The sequence below is a fragment of the Peribacillus muralis genome, assembly GCF_001439925.1.
Classification (GTDB): Bacteria; Bacillota; Bacilli; order Bacillales; family DSM-1321; genus Peribacillus; species Peribacillus muralis.
In genome coordinates this window covers 69,859-93,150 of the sequence record NZ_LMBV01000006.1, presented here as the reverse complement: position 1 = coordinate 93,150, position 23,292 = coordinate 69,859, and the positions used below count along the sequence as shown (strand labels likewise).

Genomic DNA, 23,292 nt, shown 5'->3' with positions numbered 1-23,292 from the left:
TTTTAGTGAAATGGATGTATTCTATTATATGTATGAAAATAACCATTGCTTGGCTAGTCGAGACTCCGACGCTGGCTCGGTAATAGGTGATTTTACAGAATTTTAGGAGGAATAATAACATGGCAATTACACAAGTACGCAAAAACGAACTAATCACTGAGTTCAGAACTCACGACACTGACACTGGATCTCCAGAAGTGCAAATCGCAGTATTAACAGAAGAAATCAACAACTTGAATGGTCACTTACGCACTCACAAAAAAGACCACCATTCACGTCGCGGTCTTCTTAAAATGGTAGGTAAACGTCGTAACCTTTTAACTTACCTACGTAACAAAGACGTTACTCGTTACCGTACACTAATTAACAAATTAGGTCTACGTAGATAATTTTTTTCAGGAAGGCGGGAAATTTCCCGCTTTTTTGATGTTAATCAAATGATTTGGACGTGTTCTATTTTAAGGCTGAGCCTTCGTCCTTGGGACTCGGCGTGAGCCGGGTCTTTTTTTCGTTTATATATGACCAGGATATACATATTCAAATGAATGAAATTTTTATTCATTTTGCTGTTAATGCTTGTTTTTTTCGTGCATAATAGGAATAGTTTGGTTTTTACTCGAGTTTTAGTAACTTTCACATATAAATGATTTAATCCAATACAGGTTTAGGTAAACTAAGCCTCTAAGTGAAGATTCAGAGAGGGGTTTAATTAATGGGACAGGAAAAACATACGTATTCATTTGACTGGGCCGGCCGTAATGTTACGGTGGAAATAGGGCAATTGGCCAAACAAGCGAACGGAGCAGTAATGGTCCGTTATGGAGAAACGGCTGTATTGAGTACAGCAACGGCTTCGAAGGAACCTAGAAATGTCGACTTCTTCCCTTTGACAGTCAACTATGAAGAAAGACTTTATGCAGTCGGTAAAATTCCAGGCGGCTTCATTAAACGTGAAGGCCGGCCGAGTGAAAGGGCGATCCTGGCAAGCCGATTAATAGACCGTCCCATCCGTCCGCTATTCGCCGATGGCTTCAGGAATGATGTTCAGATCATCAGCATGGTCATGAGTGTCGATCAAGATTGCTCTACGGAAATGGCAGCGATGCTTGGTTCATCCCTAGCTCTTTCAGTTTCCGATATTCCATTCGAAGGTCCGATTGCTGGTGTGGTTGTGGGAAGGATCAATAATGAATTCATTATTAATCCTAATGTCGACCAACTGGCAGATAGCGATATCAACTTAACGGTTGCCGGTACTAAAGATGCCATCAACATGGTTGAGGCGGGAGCGAATGAAGTACCTGAAGAAACGATGCTGGAAGCGATCATGTTCGGACATGACGAAATCAAGAAGGTCATTGCATTCCAGGAAAAAATCGTTGCTGAAATCGGCAAAGAGAAATTGAAGATCGCCTTATATAAAGTAGATGCCGACTTAGAAGCTGAAGTGAAGGGCCACTGTGAAGCGGACTTGAACAAAGCTGTGCAAGTTCAGGAAAAACATGCTCGTGAGGATGCGATCAAAGAAGTAAAAGATCGTGTGTTGGCTATCTATGAAGAAGAAACAGATGAAGCTAAGCTAAAACAAATCAAAGAAATCCTGAATAAATTGGTCAAATCGGAAGTGCGCCGTTTAATCACGGAAGAAAAAGTGCGTCCAGATGGCCGTAATCCTGACGAAATCAGACCATTATCTTCAGAAGTCACCATTTTGCCTCGTACGCATGGTTCCGGATTGTTCACACGTGGACAAACCCAAGCGCTATCGATTTGTACATTAGGTGCACTAGGTGACGTACAGATTTTGGACGGACTTGGAACGGAAGAGTCAAAACGTTTCATGCACCACTATAACTTCCCGCATTTCAGTGTCGGTGAAACGGGTCCAATCCGTGGCGCTGGCCGCCGGGAAATTGGTCATGGTGCACTTGGTGAAAGAGCATTGGAACCAGTCATCCCTAATGACAAAGATTTTCCTTATACAATCAGGCTTGTGTCTGAAGTACTTGAATCAAACGGTTCAACTTCGCAAGCAAGTATTTGTGCAAGCACTTTGGCAATGATGGATGCAGGTGTGCCATTGAAAGCTCCAGTTGCAGGTATTGCCATGGGTCTTGTCAAAACTGGAGAGCACTATACGATCTTAACTGACATTCAAGGCATGGAAGATCATCTAGGGGACATGGACTTTAAAGTCGCTGGAACTTCAAAAGGTGTCACTGCCCTGCAAATGGACATCAAAATTGATGGCCTTTCAAAGGAAATCCTTGAAGAAGCATTGCTTCAAGCGAAACATGGCCGGATGCATATTTTGGAATCCATGATTTCAACAATCAATCAACCGCGTGAGCAGTTATCCAAATATGCTCCAAAAATCGTTACAATGTCCATTAATCCGGATAAAATCCGTGATGTCATTGGACCGAGCGGAAAACATATCAATAAGATCATTGAAGAAACTGGCGTGAAAATCGACATCGAACAAGATGGAACGGTGTTCATCTCATCAACAGATGAGCCAATGATTCAAAAAGCGAAAAAAATCATTGAGGATATCGTACGTGAAGTCGTAGTGGGTGAACTTTATTTAGGTAAAGTGAAGCGCATAGAAAAATTCGGTGCATTCGTTGAAATCTTCAATGGTAAAGACGGTTTGGTACATATTTCTGAACTGGCTGAAGAAAGAGTCGGAAAAGTGGAAGATGTCGTTTCACTTGGAGATGAACTATTGGTGAAAGTAACCGAGATTGACAAGCAAGGCAGGGTCAACCTTTCCCGTAAAGCGGTCTTGAAAGAGCAAAAAGAGGCAGCCAATCCTTCTCAATCGTAATTGAAATTTTAGAAACCGGCATGCGATTCCTTGTGAATCTGCATGCTTTTTTTATGGGAAAAGCATCGAGCCGATTCAGGGGAATTCGTATTAAAAGGATGACATGTTCTACCTTGTCCGTTTTCTTCATACATTTTGGTATGAAGGGGGCGTAAAAAATGAATAATAAATGGAAGCAGATAGTTGCGATAAGTGCCATTGCAGGTATATCATGGTTATTAGTGCAAAATCCATATACACAGCTTTATTTGGCCCAATTAACGGATGATTCGGTTGCTTCAATGAAGCAAGAAGATGGACTTCTTTTACAAATAAAAGATTCAACAAAAAAATATGAGGTTCCGCCACAGGATGCACGAATAGATTCGGTTTGGAAAACCGTTCCTGCCTATAATGGCCTTAAAATCAATATTGATGATTCGTATAAAGCCATGAAGAAGGCGGGCGGGTTCAATGAGGATAAACTGGTTTTTGAGCAGGTTCCCGCGAATGTACATTTAAAGGACCTCGATCCCGCTCCGATTTACCGGGCCCATCCTGAAAAACCGGTGGTTTCATTTTTAATCAATGTGGCTTGGGGAAATGAATACTTACAGGATATGCTGGCTGTATTAAAAAAGAATAACGTCAAGGCCACTTTTTTCCTGGAAGGTAATTGGACAAAGAAAAATCCGGAATTGGCCAAGATGATTAAGGATGGAGGCCATGAAATTGGCAATCACTCCTATTCACACCCCAATATGCAGAATATATCCGCACAGGCCACACGTGAAGAACTTCGAAAAACGAACGAAGTGATAGAAGCGGTGACAGGCTTGAAAATGAAATGGTTCGCCCCGCCAAGCGGCAGTTACCGGGACGAAACGGTGCAAATCGCAGATTCTTTCGGTATGGAGACCGTGATGTGGAGCGTCGATACGATCGACTGGCAAAAGCCAAGTCCTGAAGTCCTTCAACAAAGAGTGCTTTCCAAGATTCACCCTGGGGCATTCGTCTTGATGCATCCTACGGAATCTACCGCAAAATCATTGGAAGCGTTAATTATTGAAATAAAAAAGAAAGACTTGGATGTTGTTACCGTTTCAGAAGCAGTAGATGAAAAGCGATTGAACCCATAATGGATGGGTACGTGAGCAGCATAGAATGATTGGGAGGAATGTTAGTTGATTAAGAAATACACGTGTCAAAATGGAGTAAGAATCGTATTGGAAAATATTCCGACAGTACGCTCGGCAGCCATCGGAGTATGGATTAAAACCGGTTCCCGAAATGAAACACCCGAGTTGAATGGAGTTTCACATTTTTTGGAGCACATGTTTTTCAAAGGGACTACAACAAGGAATGCACGAGAAATTGCCGAGTCGTTCGATAGCGTAGGCGGTCAGGTGAATGCATTCACTTCAAAAGAATACACATGCTATTATGCAAAAGTGATGGATAATCATGCTAGCTATGCGCTTGAAATTCTTGCAGATATGTTCTTCAATTCAAACTTTGATGAGGAAGAGTTGAAAAAAGAAAAAAATGTCGTCTACGAAGAGATTAAAATGTATGAAGATACACCGGATGATATTGTCCATGATCTCTTAAGCCAGGCGGTATATGAAAAACACCCACTTGGGTATCCTATCCTTGGTACAGAAGAAACGCTTGAAACTTTCACAAGTGAGACATTAAAGAAATACGTCCATGATATGTATACACCTGACAAGGTGGTAATCTCGATTGCCGGGAATGTCGATGAAAAGTTGATTTCTGAAGTGGAAAGCTACTTTGGTTCTTATCAAGGAGGGAAACATCGTCCTGAATTGGTCAAGCCAGCTTTTCATGAAAATAAGATCACTCGAAAAAAAGAAACGGAACAAGCCCACTTATGCCTGGGGTACAAAGGATTGGAAATCGGCAATGATAAAACATACAGCTTGATTACCTTGAATAACATTCTTGGCGGAAGCATGAGCAGCCGTCTATTCCAGGACGTCAGGGAGCAACGCGGCCTTGCCTATTCCGTATACTCCTACCACTCCAGCTACCAAGATAGCGGTTTGGTTACAGTCTATGGCGGGACAGGTACAAACCAACTTGACAGCCTGTATGAAACCATCCAGGAAACGCTCGATACGTTAAAAAGGGATGGCATAACCGAAAAGGAACTGCGCAATAGTAAAGAGCAACTTAAAGGTAGCTTGATGCTAAGTCTTGAAAGCACGAATAGCCGCATGAGCCGAAATGGTAAAAATGAGCTCATGTTAGGTGAGCACCGTTCACTTGATGATATCATCATCAAGATTGACGAAGTGACAGAAGGTACCGTCAATGAGTTGGCTAACCAAATCTTTACGCAACATTCCTTGTCATTGGTGAGCCCGTTGGAAAACTGGGACAAATAAAAACCATACGCGTCTGATCTTCCTTTTGAAATGGAAGATCAGGCTTTTTTTGTGAAAAATCGTGAAACTAAAAGGGATTAGAGTTATGGATTATTTAGGAAAAGCCTTCTAAGTTTACCTTTATCAGGATATAGATGGATTATAAGGTGAAAAAGGGGGAGCTAGTAGTGAGATTAAGTGAATTGAGTGGTAAGGAGATAGTCGATGTGAACAGGGCCGAGCGATTAGGGATCCTCGGACAAACGGATCTGGAAATAGACGAAACTGGACAAATTACCACGTTGATCATCCCATCGGTCAAATGGTTCGGCCTTTTAAGGAATGGCAGTGAAATCCGCGTACCGTGGGACCATATAAAAAAAATCGGCACGGATATGGTCATCATCGATTTTCAGGAAGGGCTTTCGAAAGGTGGGGAGAATATGGACGGGTAATGCAAAGTTACGGTCGATAATCTCTTTTACAGCTTCAAATGAACGATCAAAAAACGCCTAAGCTGCCGATAGCTAAGGCGTTTTTTCTTTTCTTATCACCGTTTTTCAAGTAAAAACATAAGATGGCAGGGTAACTAGAGAATGTCGCATAAACTTAAATTGCTTCTTGAGGGGAATGCATCATGAGGTGAGGAATGTTTAGGATCTTTTAAATGAAGAAGGTGACGGTTTTAATGCTCACAGGTATGCAAATCGCTGTAATTGGTGGAGATGCGCGTCAGCTTGAAGTTGTCCGTAAACTGACGGAGCTTGATGCGAAGCTATTATTAGTTGGTTTTGAACAGCTCGACCATGCTTTTACCGGAGCGGTTAAGGAAAAAATGGAAGATATAAATTTCAAGGAAATAGATTCAGTAATTCTGCCTGTCCGGGGCACGGATACTGATGGCAAAGTGGAAACGATCTTTTCCAGCGAAGAGGTCGTCTTGACTGAAGAAATGATAAAAGATACCCCAGCACACTGCGTTTTTTATGCAGGAATCAGCAATAATTACCTCAATGAATTATTTCAGAAAGCGGATCGCAAACTCGTTCTCTTGTTCGAACGTGATGATGTAGCCATTTATAATTCAATTCCTACTGTGGAGGGTGCAATCATGATGGCCATCCAACATACTGACTTTACGATCCATGGATCGAATGTGGCCGTTCTTGGTTTGGGCAGGGTCGGCATGAGTGTGGCCAGGTCATTTCATGCTCTCGGAGCAAAAGTGAAGGTAGGGGCAAGAAAAAGTGAAGATATCGCTAGGGTCAGAGAAATGGCACTAACTCCGTTCCATTTAAATGATCTAGCTGCAGAAATGAAAAATGCTGATATTTGTATCAATACGATTCCTTTTCCGATCATTACAGCAAGCGTTATTGCAAATATGCCCGTTCATACATTAATCATCGACCTTGCTTCAAAACCAGGGGGGACGGATTTTCGTTATGCTGAAAAAAGAGGGATTAAGGCACTATTGGCACCGAGTTTACCGGGTATAGTGGCTCCGAAAACTGCTGGTCAGATATTGGCGAACGCTCTGGGAGTATTGATTTCTGATGAGTACAGGAAAAGGAAGGGGAAAATGATATGAGTCTCCAAGGGAAACGGATTGGTTTTGGATTGACAGGGTCGCATTGCACATATGATGAAGTGTTTCCTGAAATTGAAAAGCTTGTGAATGAAGGGGCAGAAGTCATTCCAATCGTAACATCGACTGTACAGAATACGGAAACACGGTTTGGAAAAGGCGATGATTGGGTTGAAAGAATTGAAAAATTGACGGGGAATCGTGTCGTTGATACAATCGTCAAAGCAGAACCATTAGGGCCAAAGTTGCCCCTTGATTGCATGGTAATCGCTCCTTTGACAGGTAACTCAATGAGCAAAATGGCAAATGCCCTAACCGACTCACCCGTACTTATGGCTGCAAAAGCGACGATGAGAAACCACCGTCCGGTTGTGGTCGCGATATCCACGAACGATGCACTCGGGTTAAATGGCGTCAATCTCATGAGGCTGATGGCAGCAAAAGATATTTATTTCGTTCCTTATGGTCAGGATAATCCAATAGGTAAGCCGAGCTCGATGGTTGCCAGGATGAGCATGATCAGGGATACGATCATATCGGCACTCGAAAGTGAACAAATTCAACCAGTCATCGTTGAAAGGTTCAAGGATGATTTAAACTAAAACCTGTGTCCTGATACGCTCCCGCTTTCTGATAACTGATTTTCATGCATGATTTTTCCGTGTGGAAAGTCTTAAAAAACATTACACTACCAGAATATTTTGTTAAAGTCCGACCCTTTTGGAATGTTAATGTGATAAAATAAATGATATTCTGAGCAAGTAGAAGTATACCAACAAATAAACTAATTTTTAGAGATAGAAAAGGAGTATGAACAAATGGCTGAGACACAGGGATTGCATATTGCAGTTGTGGGAGCAACTGGAGCAGTGGGACAACAAATGATTTCAACACTCGAACAACGGGACTTACCAATCAAGAAAATCATCTTTTTATCATCGGCTCGTTCCGCAGGAACCAAACTTACGTTTAAGGGCGAAGAAATCGAAGTGCAGGAAGCAAAACCTGAAAGCTTTGAAGGCATTGACATCGCTTTATTCAGTGCTGGAGGTAGCGTGTCTAAGGAATTGGCTCCAGAAGCAGTGAAACGCGGAGCGATAGTAGTGGATAACACGAGTGCATTCCGCATGGATGAAAATGTGCCGCTGGTCGTGCCTGAAGTAAACGAAGCTGACTTGAGACAGCATAATGGAATCATTGCAAACCCGAATTGCTCAACGATCCAAATGGTCGTGGCATTAGAGCCTATCCGCCAGACCTATGGCTTATCAAAAATTGTGGTCTCCACGTATCAGGCCGTTTCAGGAGCAGGTGCTGCTGCAATCAATGAATTAAAAGATCAAGCGCGCGACTTGCTTGATGGCAAAGAGATAGAACCGAAAATTTTACCGGTTAAGGGTGACGAAAAGCATTATCAAATCGCATTTAACGTCATCCCTCAAATCGATAAATTCCAAGATAATGGGTTTACGTTTGAAGAGATGAAAATGATCAATGAAACAAAAAAAATCATGCATATCAATGATCTTCCGGTAGCGGCAACCTGTGTAAGGCTCCCTGTTGTAACAGGTCATTCGGAATCCGTTTATATTGAAGTGGAAAAAGAAGGAGTGTCAGCTTCTCAAATCAAAGATTTGATGAAAATGGCTCCTGGAGTAGTACTGGAGGATGAACCTGAACAACAAATTTATCCAACGCCTGCTTCATCCGTCGGAAAAAATGACGTATTCGTCGGCCGGATTCGCAAGGATTTGGATGAAGATAAAGGCTTCCATTTATGGGTGGTTTCCGATAATCTATTAAAAGGAGCAGCTTGGAACTCCGTTCAGATTGCTGAAAGTCTTTTAAAATTAGGTTTAGTGACCGTCAAGTAATAATTCATTCTTAAACATTCGTAAAAAGTGATATCCAACAGAATAGAGAGTTTTTGTCAGCTTCCCGAAGTTGGGAAGCTGGCTTATATTTGGGGTGCATATTATGAAAATCATTGTCCAGAAGTACGGTGGGACATCCGTTCGTGATGAAAAAAGCCGTTCATTTGCGAAAGGGCATATAGAAAAGGCAATTAAAGAAGGCTATAAAGTGATCGTTGTGGTTTCAGCGATGGGGAGAAAGGGCGATCCCTATGCAACGGACACATTACTTTCTCTAGTCAATGGCTCGAAAGCAAGTCTTTCGAAACGTGAACAGGATCTCCTTATGTCGGTGGGTGAAACGATATCTTCCGTCGTATTCACCAATATGCTTTTAGAACACGGTATTGATGCCGTCGCATATACTGGTGCCCAGGCAGGGTTCTTGACGAATACCGACTATTCAAGTGCGAAAATCATGGAAATGAAATGTGACCGTCTCATGAAAGAATTGGAGCTGAAGGATGTTGTCGTCGTAGCAGGGTTCCAAGGGGCGGCAAAAAATGGGGACATTACGACCATCGGCCGTGGTGGTAGTGATACATCAGCAGCAGCATTGGGGGCGGCTTTGCAAGCTGAAAGGGTGGATATATTTACGGATGTGGAAGGGATCATGACCGCTGATCCTCGCATTGCAGATCTTGCTCGTCCATTATCGCTCGTTTCATATACGGAAGTTTGCAACATGGCCTATCAAGGAGCCAAGGTGATTCATCCACGTGCTGTTGAAATTGCGATGCAGGCAAAAGTGCCGATCCGAATTAGGTCGACTTACAGCGAAGGCTTAGGTACACTTGTTACAAGTGTGAATAAAGGAAGCCAAGGCAGTGATATCCGTGAGAGGCTCGTAACAGGGATTGCCCATGTTCCGAAAATCACACAAATCAAGGTGCGCGCAAAAAAAGATCAATATAATTTGCAAGCCGAGGTTTTCAAGGCAATGGCGAATGCCTCGATTTCAGTGGACTTCATAAATATTTATCCAAGCGGTGTCGTATATACCGTTTCGGAAGAAATGACGGAACTGGCTCTTTCCATTTTGGCCGAGCTTGGTCATGAACCGGTCATTGAACGAAATTGTGCAAAAGTATCCGTCGTCGGTGCAGGCATCAATGGAGTGCCAGGTGTTGCAGCGAAGATCGTTACGGCACTTTCGGAAAAGGAAATTGCCATTCTTCAGTCAGCTGACAGCCATACGACGATCTGGGTCCTGGTCAAGGAAGAAGATTTGATAGAAGCTGTTAATTCACTTCATTACGCATTTCAATTGCATGAAAGTGAAAACCAATAATCCATAAAAAAGTTTTATAAAGAGGTGTTAGATGATGATATTTGGTAGAGTATCAACCGCAATGGTCACCCCTTTCGATAGCAAGGGAAATATCGATTTTCAAAAAACGACCTCACTGGTCAATTACTTACTGGCGAATGGAACCGATTCGCTTGTGCTTTCAGGAACGACGGGTGAATCCCCGACTTTATCTTCGGAGGAGAAAATCGCTTTATTGCGCCATGTCTCCAAAGTTGTGGAAAAGCGAGTGCCCATCATCATGGGTACAGGAAGCAACAATACGTATGCTTCCATTGAGTTGACAAAAAAAGCAGAACAAAACGGCGCGGATGCAATCATGCTCGTGGCCCCTTATTATAGTAAAACGAATCAAGAAGGCCTTTACCAACATTTTAAAGCGATCGCAGCGAGTACGACACTGCCAGTAATGATATACAATATCCCCGGGCGTGCTTCGGTTAACATTGAATCGGAAACGATCATTCGCCTTTCAAGAATTCCTAATATATTAGCGGTCAAGGAAGCGAGCGGGGATTTAAACGCGATGACCGAGATCATAGCTGGAACGGACGATGATTTCGAATTATACAGCGGGGACGATGCTTTAACTCTCCCTGTACTTGCTATAGGTGGTGTAGGTGTAGTTTCAGTTGCATCCCATGTTGCTGGCAATGAGTTACAGAAAATAGTGGAAGCATTCATCAGCGGGAATTTGAAAGAGGCAGCTAGGCTGCATCAGGAACTGTTACCGCTTATAAAAGGCATGTTTGCCGCTCCAAGTCCGGCACCTGTCAAGACAGCACTTCAGTTAAAGGGAATTGATGTAGGCTCTGTAAGGCTGCCGATCGTGCCCTTGACTGAGCAGGAACGACTGGCTTTAGCTTCTGTTTTAAAAAAATAAGGCTCTTTTCGTAAAGATTGTTGGATTTAAAACGAAAGATTTAAGCGGAATTCGATACTTCTGTCGGAGCATCGGGACAGGTGAGACCTTAACACGGGCGTTCATGCCGAGGTGGCTCACCGCCCCCCCTCTGTAAAGCTAAGAAGCATTGTAGGCGGAAATCAACCACACCGCATTAAAGCCAAAGTAATGCGAAAACAGCCAAAAATAAAGAATCACGGAACAAGCTGATCGTTGGAGATTGGCTTGTTTTTACATAAACATGCGTATAAATGACAACTCCCTCACCTCAGCAGGTGAAAGCATGGGTTTTCATGACCAGTTTATTGTAAGCGCATTAGTGATACATATCGGTACCGCTCTTTTAATAGGAAATGGATGAAAAAAACGCTGAAAATGGTAAGTGCTGTCATGTTTTTTGATCTTCGGTTATAATGAAAGCATTGGGAAACTATGAACGGGATTTTTTAAGGAGGATATTCGATTGGTTAAAGATAAACATAATGGCATAAAAGTCATTTCTCTTGGAGGACAAGGGGAACTTGGTAAAAACATGTACGTTGTTGAGGTGAACGAAGACATATACCTGCTTGATGCAGGTTTGATGCTACCGGAAGGAGAAATGCTCGGTATCGATGCGGTTATTCCAGATATTTCTTATTTGATGGATAATAAAGAACGGGTCCAGGGCATATTCATTACCCATGGCCATGAAGACCATATGGGAGCGCTTGCATATGTTTTGAAATTTTTACCGGTTCCCGTCTATGGAACGAAGCTAACTCTTGCACTGATCAAAACGAAATTAAAGGAAGATGGCTTTAATGGAAGGGCAACGTTTACCGAGATCGATTCCGATTCTCTGTTAAGCTTCCCTCAAGCAGCCGTGTCTTTTTTCCGGACTAACCATAGTATCCCCGATTCCGTCGGAGTGGTAATCCATACACGTGAAGGCGCAATCGTATATACAGGGGATTTCAAATTCGACCAAGCGGCAACCGATCTGTATAAACCGGAGATCGGAAAAATGGCTAGTATTGGGGAAGAAGGGGTCCTATGCTTGCTATCGGATAGTACGGGTGCTGAGAGGCCAGGTTATACGCCGTCAGAAGCCGTTGTGGCCAGAGACATTACTGAAGCTTTCCTTGCTTCCCGGGGCAGGATCATCGTTGCGTGCTTCGCTTCGAACATCAACCGAATTCAACATGTTTTCAATGCGGCAGCAGCAAGTCGCAGGAAAGTGGCCGTTGTAGGGAAAAGCCTTCAACGCGTTTATGAAACAGCACTGAATCTTGGTTATTTGAAGGTACAAGACGAGCTAATAATCCCAATTAACGAAATTAGCCAGTATGACGACCGTGAAATCGTCGTCTTATCGACAGGGCATCAAGGAGAACCGATTGCGGCGCTCCAAAAGATGGCGAAACAAACTCATAAGCAGGTAACGATCAAAAAAGGTGACACCGTTTTAATTAGTGCTTCCCCCCTACAAGGTGGCGAACTGATTTTATCGAAAACGGTTGATTTGCTATACAGGGTAGGTGCCGAAGTCGTATCTGCCAATAAATATAAGGTGCACGTAACGGGACATGGGAGTCAGGAAGAACTGAAAATGATGATCAACCTGATGAATCCTAAATTCTTCATCCCGGTACATGGTGAATACCGCCATTTATATGCACATCAAAAAGTCGGAATTGCAGCAGGAATTAAACGGGAGAATATCGTAATTGCCGAAAAAGGTGATGTCATCGAACTGAAGGGAAATAAAATGGCCCTATCCGGCAAAGTCCCGGCAGGAAACATCCTGATAGATGGCAGCGGTGTTGGCGATGTTGGCAATATCGTTCTCCGTGATCGTCGCTTGTTATCCCAGGATGGCATTTTGATTGTAGTCGTAACCTTGAACCGTCAAGACAAAAGTATTGCCGCTGGTCCTGAAATCATTTCAAGGGGATTCGTTTATGTTCGTGAATCAGAAAAAATGATCGCGGAAGCAACTGAAATCGTAAGTGAAATCGTCAAGAAAAATGGATCGCGCCAACCGTTCGATTGGTCTACGCTGAAACAGGAAATGCGTGATGCCTTGAATCAATTCTTTTACGAAAAAACGAAACGTCGTCCAATGATTTTGCCGATCATCATGGAATATTAATCAAGCCCCCCCTGATATCACCATCAGGGGGGGTCTTCCGTTTGTCCAACCTCATATATCTTGAAGAATGAAGTCGAAGACTCGAGACATAATAAAGCTATAGGCTAAAAGAGAAAGGGGTTGGCATCGTGGATAATGCACCATTACCAAATGAAAATGAAGGCCGGCAGGAAGGGAAGAATTCAACTTTAATCGAAAAGATCCAGCAGCTGGGGGCTACGAATGTCCCGCAACTATCACAGGACTCAAAAATCCATTGTTTGACGATCATTGGACAAATTGAAGGACATATGCAGCTGCCTCCTCAAAATAAAACGACCAAATACGAGCATGTTATCCCACAAATCGTCGCAATTGAGCAAAATCCGAATATCGAGGGACTGCTAGTCATTTTAAATACAGTGGGAGGAGATGTTGAAGCAGGTTTGGCGATTGCAGAGATGCTTGCTTCCCTGTCCAAGCCGTCGGTTTCGATCGTACTGGGGGGAGGGCATTCGATCGGAGTGCCGATTGCCGTTTCGTGTGACCATTCCTATATAGCCGAAACAGCGACGATGACCATTCATCCGATTCGTCTGACAGGCCTTGTCATCGGGGTTCCCCAAACCTTTGAATACTTGGATAAAATGCAGGAAAGAGTCATCAAGTTCGTAACAAGGCACTCCAATGTTACGGAGGAAAGTTTCAAGGATTTAATGTTTGCCAAAGGAAATCTAACCCGTGATATCGGTACGAATGTAATCGGTGCAGAGGCAGTCGAAGTCGGCATGATCGATGATGTTGGAGGTGTAGGTCAGGCCATGAGGAAACTATATAGCTTCATGGAAGAAAGAAGGCCAAAAATAGCAGGTGAAGAGGAGGGGCTTCTGCAATGACGCTCTATACAATCGTCCCTGAAGAAATCATCTTTCCACATCACCATGAAAAGACGGCGAATTTAATAGAAATGATTTATAATGGTGTGCATGTTATGGTTGAACATGATGGTGGACGGTCATTCCGCATCGATCGGATTGTGAGCACCGATCCTGCAGATTATATGAACGCAAATATCCATCCTGGGGCTGTCATTAGCGTGTTCGAGCACATGAATCGCTAGTGAAAACAGCTAATAATCGGTAATTATGATATACTGGATTGAAATCGGCAGCCATTTGGCTGCTTTATTCAGTATAGGAGCTAACTGTCTTTCATTCTAAATGGTACATACAGGGACAAGGTCATCTTTTTTTGGTATAATAACTCAGCGAACGTTTGTTTCATGAAGGGAAATCGCGATGTCATGTTGAATAGGAAAGTTAGAATAGTTTCATGAAGAATCAGGTGATATGATGGCAAAGAAAAAACGAAGAAAAAACAAAAGTACGGATAAGTTAAAACTAACGCTTAAATATGAATTGAGTGGCTTGACTTTAATTGGCTTGGCCATCATTGCCATTGCCAAGCTTGGAGCCGTGGGAAATGGGACGGTCTTTTTAATTCGCTTCTTTATGGGGGAATGGTACATCCTTTTGTTGTTGGCTGCCATTGCCGCTGGGTTTTATTTAATGGTCAAAAGGGAAGTCCCTTACCTGTTAAAAAGGCAGTTCATCGGTTTGTACTTCCTTGCTGCAAGCATGCTACTGCTCAGCCATGTGACGCTATTCAACAACTTGGCGGATGGAGGCCCATTCACGAAGCCTAGCGTCATTTCGAATACATGGGAATTATTCTGGATGGAAGTAACTGGGGATGTGAGTACGAGGGATTTGGGAGGCGGCATGATTGGAGCGATATTATTTGCGGCTTCTTACTTTTTATTTGATGAAGCTGGCTCGAAAATCGTATCCTTCCTTTTCATCGTCACTGGCGTTGTATTATTGACCGGGAAAACCTTGGGTGAAACCCTCGGAAGGTTTTTCTTGGGTCTTGGCGGCTTTATCAATACGCAATGGTCGGCATTCAGAGATGACATGAAAACATGGAATGAAGAGAAAAAAGAAAAGAAAAAAAATCCGCAGAAAAGAAAGAAAAGCGAAAAAGAGCCCGTGGCTGAAAACGATCAGCCCCTTCATCAAGAAGAGGAAACACCGCAGATGGCAACGGAACGAATCATCTCCAGCTTTGCTGATAAAGCCTATGGAGACGATGAAACGGAAGCTCCAATCGCTCCGGTAGCGGCACCGGTTCCTGAAACTTCCGAGGAGCAGGATGATGCCGTTTTGCCTATGAATTTTACCGAAGTGGAAAATAAAGAATATCTGCTGCCCCCGCTTTCCTTATTATTGCAGCCTAAAAAAACGGATCAAAGCGGAGAATACAAACTGATTCATGAAAATGCGGCAAAACTTGAACGCACCTTCCATAGCTTTGGGGTCAAAGCGAGGGTAACGCAAGTACATTTAGGTCCAGCGGTAACTAAATATGAGGTCCATCCCGATGTAGGGGTGAAGGTAAGCAAAATCGTCAGCCTATCAGATGACTTGGCCTTAGCACTAGCTGCGAAGGACATCCGGATCGAGGCACCGATACCAGGTAAATCGGCCATTGGAATAGAGGTACCCAACTCCGAAGTGGCGATGGTCTCATTAAGGGAAGTTTTGGAGGCGAAAGAAGTAGACAAGCCTGATGCAAAACTGCAAATAGGCCTAGGGCGGAATATTTCTGGTGAAGCGGTTAAGGCAGAGCTCAACAAAATGCCCCATTTACTAGTGGCAGGAGCGACAGGTAGCGGTAAATCCGTTTGTATCAACGGCATTATCACCAGTATACTGATGCGGGCAAAACCGCATGAAGTGAAAATGATGATGATCGATCCGAAAATGGTGGAGCTTAATGTCTATAATGGCATTCCCCATTTACTAGCGCCAGTTGTGACGAATCCAAAGAAAGCGGCACAGGCCTTACAAAAGGTCGTCAGTGAAATGGAACGTCGCTATGAGCTATTTTCACATTCCGGTACGCGTAATATTGAAGGCTATAACGATTATATCAATCGGTATAATATCGAGGAAGATGCCAAGCAGCCACTTCTGCCATATATCGTCGTCATTGTTGACGAGCTGGCGGATTTAATGATGGTTGCCTCAAACGATGTAGAAGATGCCATCACACGGCTGGCACAAATGGCACGGGCTGCCGGCATCCATTTGATCATCGCCACTCAGCGGCCATCCGTAGATGTAATTACAGGGGTCATTAAAGCGAACATTCCATCAAGAATAGCTTTTAGTGTCTCATCGATGACCGATTCAAGAACGATCCTCGACATGGGCGGTGCCGAAAAACTGTTAGGCAGGGGCGATATGCTATTCTTGCCTGCGGGGGCTTCAAAACCTGTGCGGGTCCAAGGCGCATTCTTATCGGATCATGAAGTCGAGGAAGTTGTCACCTATGTCATTTCACAGCAAAAAGCCCAGTATAACGAAGAAATGATACCGGATGAAATTACGGAAACCTCAAACGGCGAAGTCGACGACAGTTTATATGACGATGCCGTGGCATTGATCTTGGAAATGCAAACCGCATCCGTTTCCATGCTTCAGCGCCGTTTCCGAATTGGCTACACACGGGCAGCGAGGCTGATCGATGAAATGGAAGCAAGAGGAATCGTCGGTCCTTATGAAGGCAGTAAACCACGGAATGTATTGGTGTCAAGAGATGAACAGGATGAAGCGCATTTATCATAACTAAAAAAAACCGGGCAGCTGCCCGGTTTTTTTTAGTTATTCATCGCTTCGTCCAAATGTGTAAGGCAAAAGTCGGTGATCATCGCTTCTTCATCTTCCTCTAAATCGAAATCGAGCGCGCCTTCAGTCCCTTTTTCAAAAATATCATATTTAATCAGTTTGCCTACTTGTTCTTCAATGACAAATAGCACCCTGACATATAACCCATTTTCTGAAAAGAGCTCATCATCTTCCGCCACTTCGATATCCAAGAACAACTCGTAACGCTCTCCGGATAAGATGCCGAATGGGTCATTCAATTTTTCGAAACTATATTCTGTTATGTTTAACATCATGTGTACATCCCTTCAAAGAAGATAACCCTATTATACAGGAAAACGACAGCTTGAAAAGAAAGCTTGCTGCAATCGGTTAGCATTTCAAAAATTTTTTTTGTTCTGATTTAGGAGAATAATCGTGCAATTTCCGTTGAGTTTACTAGATTGAAAGACACAGAGGAGGGTAATTCCTCCTAAATTCTTTTCTGCGAAATAGTAAAACACTATTTATTTATATGAAAAAAAATGTTATATTATTTTCGATTAGTAGGAATGATTCAACATCAGAGGTCTGATGTCTTAAGAAATTAGCTGGGGGAAACTGTATGTCAATAAAATCAGATAGTCGACATTTATATTTGCAGGTCATTGATTACCTGAAGCAGGACATTGAAGCAGGAGTCTATCAGGAAAATGAAAAATTCCCTTCTGAATTCGATCTTGCAAAAAAACTGGGCGTGAGTAGGGCGACACTTCGGGAAGCGCTGCGAATATTAGAAGAAGAAAACATCATCATTCGCCGCCATGGAGTTGGTACTTTTGTCAATCCAAAACCTCGTTTCACTTCAGGTATCGAGCAATTAAAAAGTGTCACTTCCATGATTGAAGAGGCAGGGATGAAACCTGGTACGATCTTCTTAAGCTTGACGGCTCTTGAACCTACGGAGGATGATATACGCAGGTTTTCTTGCTCACCAGATGAGCGTATCATGATCATCGAACGAGTTAGGACGGCGAATGGAGAGCCGGTAATCTACTGTGTCGACAAAATTCCTGAATCGATACTATCAGAAAATTTCGACCGTAACGATGAGTCGCTTTTCGATATTTTGGAAAGAGATGCAAATCGAAAAATTACGCATGCGGTAGCAGAGATTGAGCCAATTGGATATCACGAGAAAGTTTCTCCTATCCTAAAATGCTCTCCAGAAGCAGCACTACTCGTTTTAAAGCAGATGCATCTTGATGATTGGGACCAGCCGATCCTGTATTCCGTAAACTACTTTAAAGCCAATATGTTCAGTTTTCATGTTCTCCGTAAACGAGTGTAATCCATTAACTCTCTTTCCATGCGGAAGAATGCAAACGCTTGTATAAAAACAAGCGTACGTGCAAAAAAAATTTACGAGAAGTGAAAACGCGAACATGAATGACTTTTCAGAACATTTCTACTCTACACACTATCGATATTAGGGGGATAAAAATTGAAAAAGCGAAAATTAGGCCTAGCTCTTTCACTTGTTCTTGCAGCTGGAACGCTATTGGGAGCATGTGGTAATTCAGAGAATGATGATAAAGAATCTTCGAATGGTAAAGACAAGAAAGACAACTTCACTGTTGCCATGGTAACTGATACCGGCGGAGTGGATGACGAGTCGTTCAACCAATCGGCTTGGAAGGGACTTCAGGAATTCGGTAAGGACAATAGCTTAGAAAAAGGTAAGGATGGATTTAACTATCTGCAATCTAAATCGGATGCGGACTACGCTAAAAACCTGAATACGCTTGTACGTGAAGATTACAAACTTATCTATGGTATCGGTTTCCTTTTAGCTGAAGCTGTAGGAGAAGTGGCCGATCAACGTCCGGATTCAAACTTTGCGATAGTGGATACAGTCGTTGACAAGAAGAATGTTGCGAGTATTAATTTTAAAGAGCAGCAAGGTTCATTCCTTGTTGGTGTAATTGCCGGATTACAAACTAAAACAAACAAAGTCGGTTTTATCGGTGGAGTTGAATCCGAATTAATTAAGAAATTCGAAATCGGCTTTAAGGCTGGGGTTTTATCTGTAAATCCTGATGCTAAAGTGGAAGTTAAATATGCCGGTGATTTCAATAAAGCAGATATTGGTAAATCAACTGCAGGCTCCATGTACTCTTCTGGCATTGACATCATTTATCATGCTGCCGGCGGAACTGGAAAAGGCGTATTTACTGAAGCTGTTGAGCAAAAACAAAAAGATCCAAAAAGAGAAATCTATGTTATCGGTGTAGATAGCGACCAAGCTAAATTAGGAGCAGTTCCAGGAACGGACGATAACATCACACTAACGTCTATGCTAAAACGTGTTGATGTTGCAGTTAAAGACCTTTCCGAAAAAGCGAAAGAAGGACAATTCCCAGGTGGAAAAGTTATTGAGTACGGTATCGAAGAAAATGGTGTAGGCATTTCTGAAACAAAAGATAATGTTACTGAAGAATCTTTGAAAGCGGTTGAAGAATGGACAGAAAAAATTAAATCAGGTGAATTCGTCGTACCAGGTACGGATGAAGAATTCAAAAAGCTTGATTTATAAATCGCAGTACTTAACAAAGAATAGGGTGGCAGAATTGCACTCTATTCTTTCTTTTCCTAAATAAAGCTCTTGGTCCAGTAAAAATGTCGAATGAAAAACTATGATGGAATAAATCGTAGTTTTTCATTTGGTTTTTTTTAAAAAAAATCAATAGAGTAAGAGATCAGCACTTTATCAAAAAAATATTTACACTCATTTTAGGAGTTGATAATACGTGGAATATGTAATTGAGATGCTCAATATCCGTAAGGAATTTCCAGGCATCGTCGCAAATGATAACGTTACCCTTCAGGTGAAAAAAGGGGAGATTCACGCATTATTGGGTGAAAATGGCGCGGGTAAATCCACTTTGATGAATGTATTATTCGGTTTATACCAGCCAGAGCAGGGAGAAATCCGCGTGAATGGTAGCCCCGTCAAGATTACCAGTCCAAACATTGCGAACGACTTAGGAATTGGAATGGTTCATCAGCATTTTATGCTTGTTGACCCATTTACCGTAACGGAAAATATAATACTAGGGAAAGAAACGTCGAAAGCGGGAAAAATCGATTTAAAAGAAGCAAGTGAGGAAGTTAGGAAACTATCAGAACAATATCAGCTAAGCGTCGACCCTTATGCAAAAATCTCCGATATTTCGATAGGGATGCAGCAACGTGTCGAAATTCTAAAAACGCTTTACCGTGGTGCGGAGATCTTGATTTTTGATGAACCGACTGCTGTGCTGACTCCTCAAGAAATAAAGGAATTGATTTTTATCATGAAGGCCCTTATTAAAGAGGGTAAATCCATCATTTTAATTACACACAAACTTAAGGAAATCATGGAGGTGTGTGACAGGGTAACGGTTATTCGCAAAGGGCAAGGAATTGGAACAGTGAATGTCAACGAAACGAATCCTAACGAATTGGCGAGCTTGATGGTCGGCAGGGAGGTTCTTTTTAAAACGGAAAAAACGGCAGCCTCTCCTACAGATGTAGTACTAGAAGTTAGGGAACTTGAAGTCAAGGATGCTCGAGGCGTTTCAGCTGTTAAGAATCTGGATTTAACTGTCCGTGCTGGAGAAATCGTTGGAATTGCTGGTGTGGATGGCAATGGACAATCTGAATTGATTGAAGCATTGGCTGGTCTAAGAAAGTCGACGACAGGTTCCATTAAGCTTAATGGAAAAGAAATAAGGAACCTTAAACCTAGGAAAATAACGGAAGCTGGCGTTGGGCATATTCCAGAGGACAGACATAAGCATGGCTTGGTCCTTGATTATAGTGTTGGGGAGAATATTGTCTTGCAAACGTATTATCAAAAGCCATTCTCCAAAGCTGGTATTTTGAATTCAAAGAAAATATTTGAAAAAGCCCGGTCCTTGATCAAAAGTTACGATGTTCGAACACCAAGTGAGTATACTCCTGCACGAGCGCTTTCTGGCGGAAATCAGCAAAAAGCTATCATAGGACGTGAGGTTGATAGAAACCCGGATCTATTGATCGCCGCACAGCCTACACGCGGACTTGATGTAGGAGCAATCGAGTTTATCCATAAACGCCTGATTGAACAGCGTGATGCAGGAAAAGCGGTACTCCTCATATCATTTGAATTGGAAGAAATCATGAATGTAAGCGATAAAATTGCTGTTATATATGAAGGTGAAATCGTCGCCATTGTCAATCCAAAAGAAACGACTGAACAGGAACTAGGTCTTCTTATGGCTGGCAGTAAACGGACGGAAGCAGGTGGAAAACAACATGTCTAAGCATTTATCTAAATTAACCAGTCCGTTAATAGCGGTTATCCTTGGCCTAGTGGTCGGAGCTATAATCATGTTGGCAAGTGGCTATGACCCTATTGCAGGCTATGGCTCCATGATTGGAGGCATTGTCGGGGATTCATATTATGTCGGGGAATCAGTCAGGACAATCATTCCTTATATCCTCGCAGGTTTGGCGGTGGCCTTTGCTTTTCGTACAGGGTTATTCAATATCGGTGTTGAAGGGCAATTAATCGTCGGCTGGCTTGCGGCGGTATGGGTAGGCATCGCTTTTGACCTTCCGAGGATCATCCATTTGCCTTTGGCCATTCTAGCTGGGGCGGTTGCCGGAGCGTTATGGGCATTCATTCCTGGTTATTTAAAGGCCAAATTCCGTGTACATGAAGTTATCGTTTCCATCATGTTGAATTATACAGCTTTGCATGTAACGAATTATTTGATTCGGAACGTATTGACAGACAAGCTGGATAAAACAGAAAGAATCGCTGATACAGCATCACTGCGCTCTCCTTTCTTTGAAAGCATCACGGATTTTTCACGGATGCATTGGGGAATAGTGGTAGCTATTATTTGTGTAATCATCATGTGGTTCATACTTGAAAGGACAAAAACGGGCTTCGAGCTGAAAGCGGTTGGATTCAATCAGCATGCGTCCGAATATGCAGGGATGAGTGTTAATAAGAACATTATCCTTTCCATGGTTATTTCCGGTGCATTTGCAGGTCTTGCAGGTGCCATGGAGGGTCTTGGGACTTTCGGTTATGCCGCTGTCAAAGGTGGGTTCACAGGTATGGGCTTTGACGGAATTGCAGTAGCTCTACTTGGGGCGAATACAGCTATTGGCGTTGTTTTAGCTGCCTTATTATTTGGCGGATTGAAAGCAGGGGCTTTAAATATGCCTCTGGAAACTGGCATACCAAGTGAAATTGTAGATATTGTCATAGCGTTGATTATTTTCTTCGTTGCGTCCAGTTATTTTATTCGTTGGATTGCCGCTCGTTTTAAGAAAGGGGTGAAATAAGTGGATTTCTACCAAGTATTACAAATTATTATTCCATCAATGATTGCTCTAGCTGCTCCACTTATATTTACTTCACTTGGAGGAGTGTTTTCTGAACGCGCAGGTGTTATAAACATTGGTTTGGAAGGATTAATGGTAATAGGTGCCTTTACAGGGATCGTTTTCAACTTAATGTTGGCAGATGTGTTTGGCGAATGGACACCATGGCTTGCTGTCATAGCAGCAATGATAGCTGGTTTGTTATTTTCCATCCTCCATGCAGTGGCTTGCATAACGTTCAGGGCGGATCAAACGGTCAGCGGTGTCGCCATCAACCTTTTGGCAGTAGGTTTAACCATGTTTTTAGTTAAGCTGATTTTCGACAAAGGACAAACAGATAGAATCACAGAAACATTCCCAAGGATTGATGTTCCGCTTTTAAGTGATATTCCATTTATAGGACCCATCTTTTTCGCAAATGGGTATTATATCGTCTATATAGCGATCTTGATATCTTTTGTCGTTTGGTATGTACTATATAAAACTCCATTTGGTTTAAGAGTTCGTGCAGTTGGAGAGCATCCTATGGCAGCTGATACGATGGGTGTAAATGTTACGAAAATCCGTTATGCTGCCGTCTTATTGTCAGGTGCGTTCGGCGGTATCGGCGGAGCGATTTATGCAACCATCTTTTCGAATGAATTCAACCATGCGACCATCAATGGTCAAGGATTCATGGCCATTGCCGCGATGATATTCGGTAAGTGGCATCCAATTGGAGCGATGGGGGCTGCGTTATTCTTTGGTTTAGCTCAAAGCTTAAGCATCGTTGGCTCGAGCCTTCCTTTTTTCAAGGATATACCATCGGTTTACCTTTTGATTGCCCCTTATGTATTGACAATCATTGCCCTAACTGGATTCATTGGACGTGCAGATGCTCCAAAAGCATCGGGACAGCCTTATATCAAAGGAAAAAGATAAATGATGCAACCGGTCAGTTAACTATGCTGACCGGTTTTTTCTTAGGATAGAAGCATAAGATTAGACCATAGCTGATGAACTCCTGGTGAAAACCTAAAAAAAGTAGCTGTTACTTGCATGATTTTTCCTTTCACATGTATATTTTAAGTAGATGTTTAAAAGGGTTCCAATCTACAAACAATAAGCTAATAAAGGTGATTTATATAATGAGGAGGAT

General features: G+C 42.6%; 20 protein-coding genes. 19 read left to right on the top strand and 1 reads right to left on the bottom strand.

Annotated elements, in window-relative coordinates; all coding sequences use genetic code 11:
- Positions 1–119: 119 nt before the first annotated feature.
- The 14 genes from rpsO to ASU00_RS10195 all read left to right on the top strand — a co-directional run bounded on the left by rpsO (position 120) and on the right by ASU00_RS10195 (position 16,715).
- Entirely contained in the window at positions 120–389 is a 270-nt protein-coding gene (gene rpsO, locus ASU00_RS10260) for a 30S ribosomal protein S15 (RefSeq protein WP_057913371.1), read from the top strand.
- Between the two features lie 323 nt (positions 390–712).
- Positions 713–2,830: a polyribonucleotide nucleotidyltransferase gene (gene pnp / locus ASU00_RS10255; protein WP_057913370.1), complete on the top strand. Its 2,118-nt coding sequence runs from the start codon at positions 713–715 to the stop codon at positions 2,828–2,830.
- A 158-nt stretch (positions 2,831–2,988) separates the two neighbouring features.
- The gene (locus tag ASU00_RS10250; RefSeq protein ID WP_057913369.1) at positions 2,989–3,948 is read left to right on the top strand and encodes a polysaccharide deacetylase family protein; all 960 of its coding nucleotides are present in this window, start codon (positions 2,989–2,991) and stop codon (positions 3,946–3,948) included.
- 45 nt (positions 3,949–3,993) lie between these two features.
- The gene (locus ASU00_RS10245) at positions 3,994–5,220 is read left to right on the top strand and encodes a M16 family metallopeptidase (RefSeq protein WP_057913368.1); all 1,227 of its coding nucleotides are present in this window, start codon (positions 3,994–3,996) and stop codon (positions 5,218–5,220) included.
- Between the two features lie 167 nt (positions 5,221–5,387).
- Complete coding sequence (locus ASU00_RS10240; RefSeq protein ID WP_057913367.1) at positions 5,388–5,654, top strand: YlmC/YmxH family sporulation protein; 267 nt, start codon at positions 5,388–5,390, stop codon at positions 5,652–5,654.
- Positions 5,655–5,887: 233 nt separating this feature from the next.
- Positions 5,888–6,790, top strand: a complete 903-nt coding sequence (gene dpaA, locus ASU00_RS10235) for a dipicolinic acid synthetase subunit A (RefSeq protein ID WP_057913366.1) — start codon at positions 5,888–5,890, stop codon at positions 6,788–6,790.
- The gene (locus ASU00_RS10230) at positions 6,787–7,389 is read left to right on the top strand and encodes a dipicolinate synthase subunit B (protein ID WP_057913365.1); all 603 of its coding nucleotides are present in this window, start codon (positions 6,787–6,789) and stop codon (positions 7,387–7,389) included. Before dpaA ends, ASU00_RS10230 begins: the two co-directional genes overlap by 4 nt.
- Before the next feature lie 216 nt (positions 7,390–7,605).
- Positions 7,606–8,661 carry an aspartate-semialdehyde dehydrogenase gene (asd, locus tag ASU00_RS10225; protein ID WP_057913364.1) on the top strand — a complete coding sequence of 352 codons (1,056 nt, stop codon included), beginning with the start codon at positions 7,606–7,608 and terminating at the stop codon, positions 8,659–8,661.
- A gap of 103 nt (positions 8,662–8,764) precedes the next feature.
- A complete protein-coding gene (gene dapG / locus ASU00_RS10220; RefSeq protein WP_057913363.1) occupies positions 8,765–9,991 on the top strand; it encodes an aspartate kinase in 1,227 nt (408 codons plus the stop codon).
- A 31-nt stretch (positions 9,992–10,022) separates the two neighbouring features.
- Positions 10,023–10,892, top strand: coding sequence for a 4-hydroxy-tetrahydrodipicolinate synthase (dapA, locus tag ASU00_RS10215; protein WP_057913362.1), 870 nt, complete (start codon positions 10,023–10,025; stop codon positions 10,890–10,892).
- A 484-nt stretch (positions 10,893–11,376) separates the two neighbouring features.
- Positions 11,377–13,047 carry a ribonuclease J gene (locus ASU00_RS10210; protein ID WP_057913361.1) on the top strand — a complete coding sequence of 557 codons (1,671 nt, stop codon included), beginning with the start codon at positions 11,377–11,379 and terminating at the stop codon, positions 13,045–13,047.
- A gap of 128 nt (positions 13,048–13,175) precedes the next feature.
- Positions 13,176–13,922: a ClpP family protease gene (locus ASU00_RS10205; protein ID WP_057913360.1), complete on the top strand. Its 747-nt coding sequence runs from the start codon at positions 13,176–13,178 to the stop codon at positions 13,920–13,922.
- The gene (locus ASU00_RS10200) at positions 13,919–14,146 is read left to right on the top strand and encodes a YlzJ-like family protein (RefSeq protein WP_057913359.1); all 228 of its coding nucleotides are present in this window, start codon (positions 13,919–13,921) and stop codon (positions 14,144–14,146) included. The genes ASU00_RS10205 and ASU00_RS10200 overlap by 4 nt, the downstream gene beginning before the upstream one ends.
- 232 nt (positions 14,147–14,378) lie before the next feature.
- Positions 14,379–16,715, top strand: a complete 2,337-nt coding sequence (locus ASU00_RS10195) for a DNA translocase FtsK (protein ID WP_057913358.1) — start codon at positions 14,379–14,381, stop codon at positions 16,713–16,715.
- Between the two features lie 32 nt (positions 16,716–16,747).
- On the opposite strand, the gene ASU00_RS10190 is transcribed toward ASU00_RS10195, so the two are convergent.
- On the bottom strand, positions 16,748–17,047 hold the full coding sequence (locus tag ASU00_RS10190) for a DUF6509 family protein (protein ID WP_057913507.1): 300 nt from the start codon (positions 17,045–17,047) through the stop codon (positions 16,748–16,750).
- Between the two features lie 311 nt (positions 17,048–17,358).
- On the opposite strand from ASU00_RS10190, the gene ASU00_RS10185 reads away from it, so the two are divergent.
- The 5 genes from ASU00_RS10185 to ASU00_RS10165 all read left to right on the top strand — a co-directional run bounded on the left by ASU00_RS10185 (position 17,359) and on the right by ASU00_RS10165 (position 23,075).
- Positions 17,359–18,084: a GntR family transcriptional regulator gene (locus ASU00_RS10185; RefSeq protein WP_057913357.1), complete on the top strand. Its 726-nt coding sequence runs from the start codon at positions 17,359–17,361 to the stop codon at positions 18,082–18,084.
- 153 nt (positions 18,085–18,237) lie between these two features.
- Positions 18,238–19,329 (top strand): BMP family lipoprotein, encoded by a 1,092-nt coding sequence (locus ASU00_RS10180; RefSeq protein ID WP_057913356.1) that lies wholly within the window; start codon positions 18,238–18,240, stop codon positions 19,327–19,329.
- 214 nt (positions 19,330–19,543) lie between these two features.
- Positions 19,544–21,079, top strand: coding sequence for an ABC transporter ATP-binding protein (locus ASU00_RS10175; protein ID WP_057913355.1), 1,536 nt, complete (start codon positions 19,544–19,546; stop codon positions 21,077–21,079).
- Positions 21,072–22,115, top strand: coding sequence for an ABC transporter permease (locus ASU00_RS10170; RefSeq protein WP_057913354.1), 1,044 nt, complete (start codon positions 21,072–21,074; stop codon positions 22,113–22,115). Before ASU00_RS10175 ends, ASU00_RS10170 begins: the two co-directional genes overlap by 8 nt.
- Positions 22,116–23,075: an ABC transporter permease gene (locus ASU00_RS10165; protein ID WP_152983730.1), complete on the top strand. Its 960-nt coding sequence runs from the start codon at positions 22,116–22,118 to the stop codon at positions 23,073–23,075.
- Positions 23,076–23,292 lie beyond the last annotated feature (217 nt).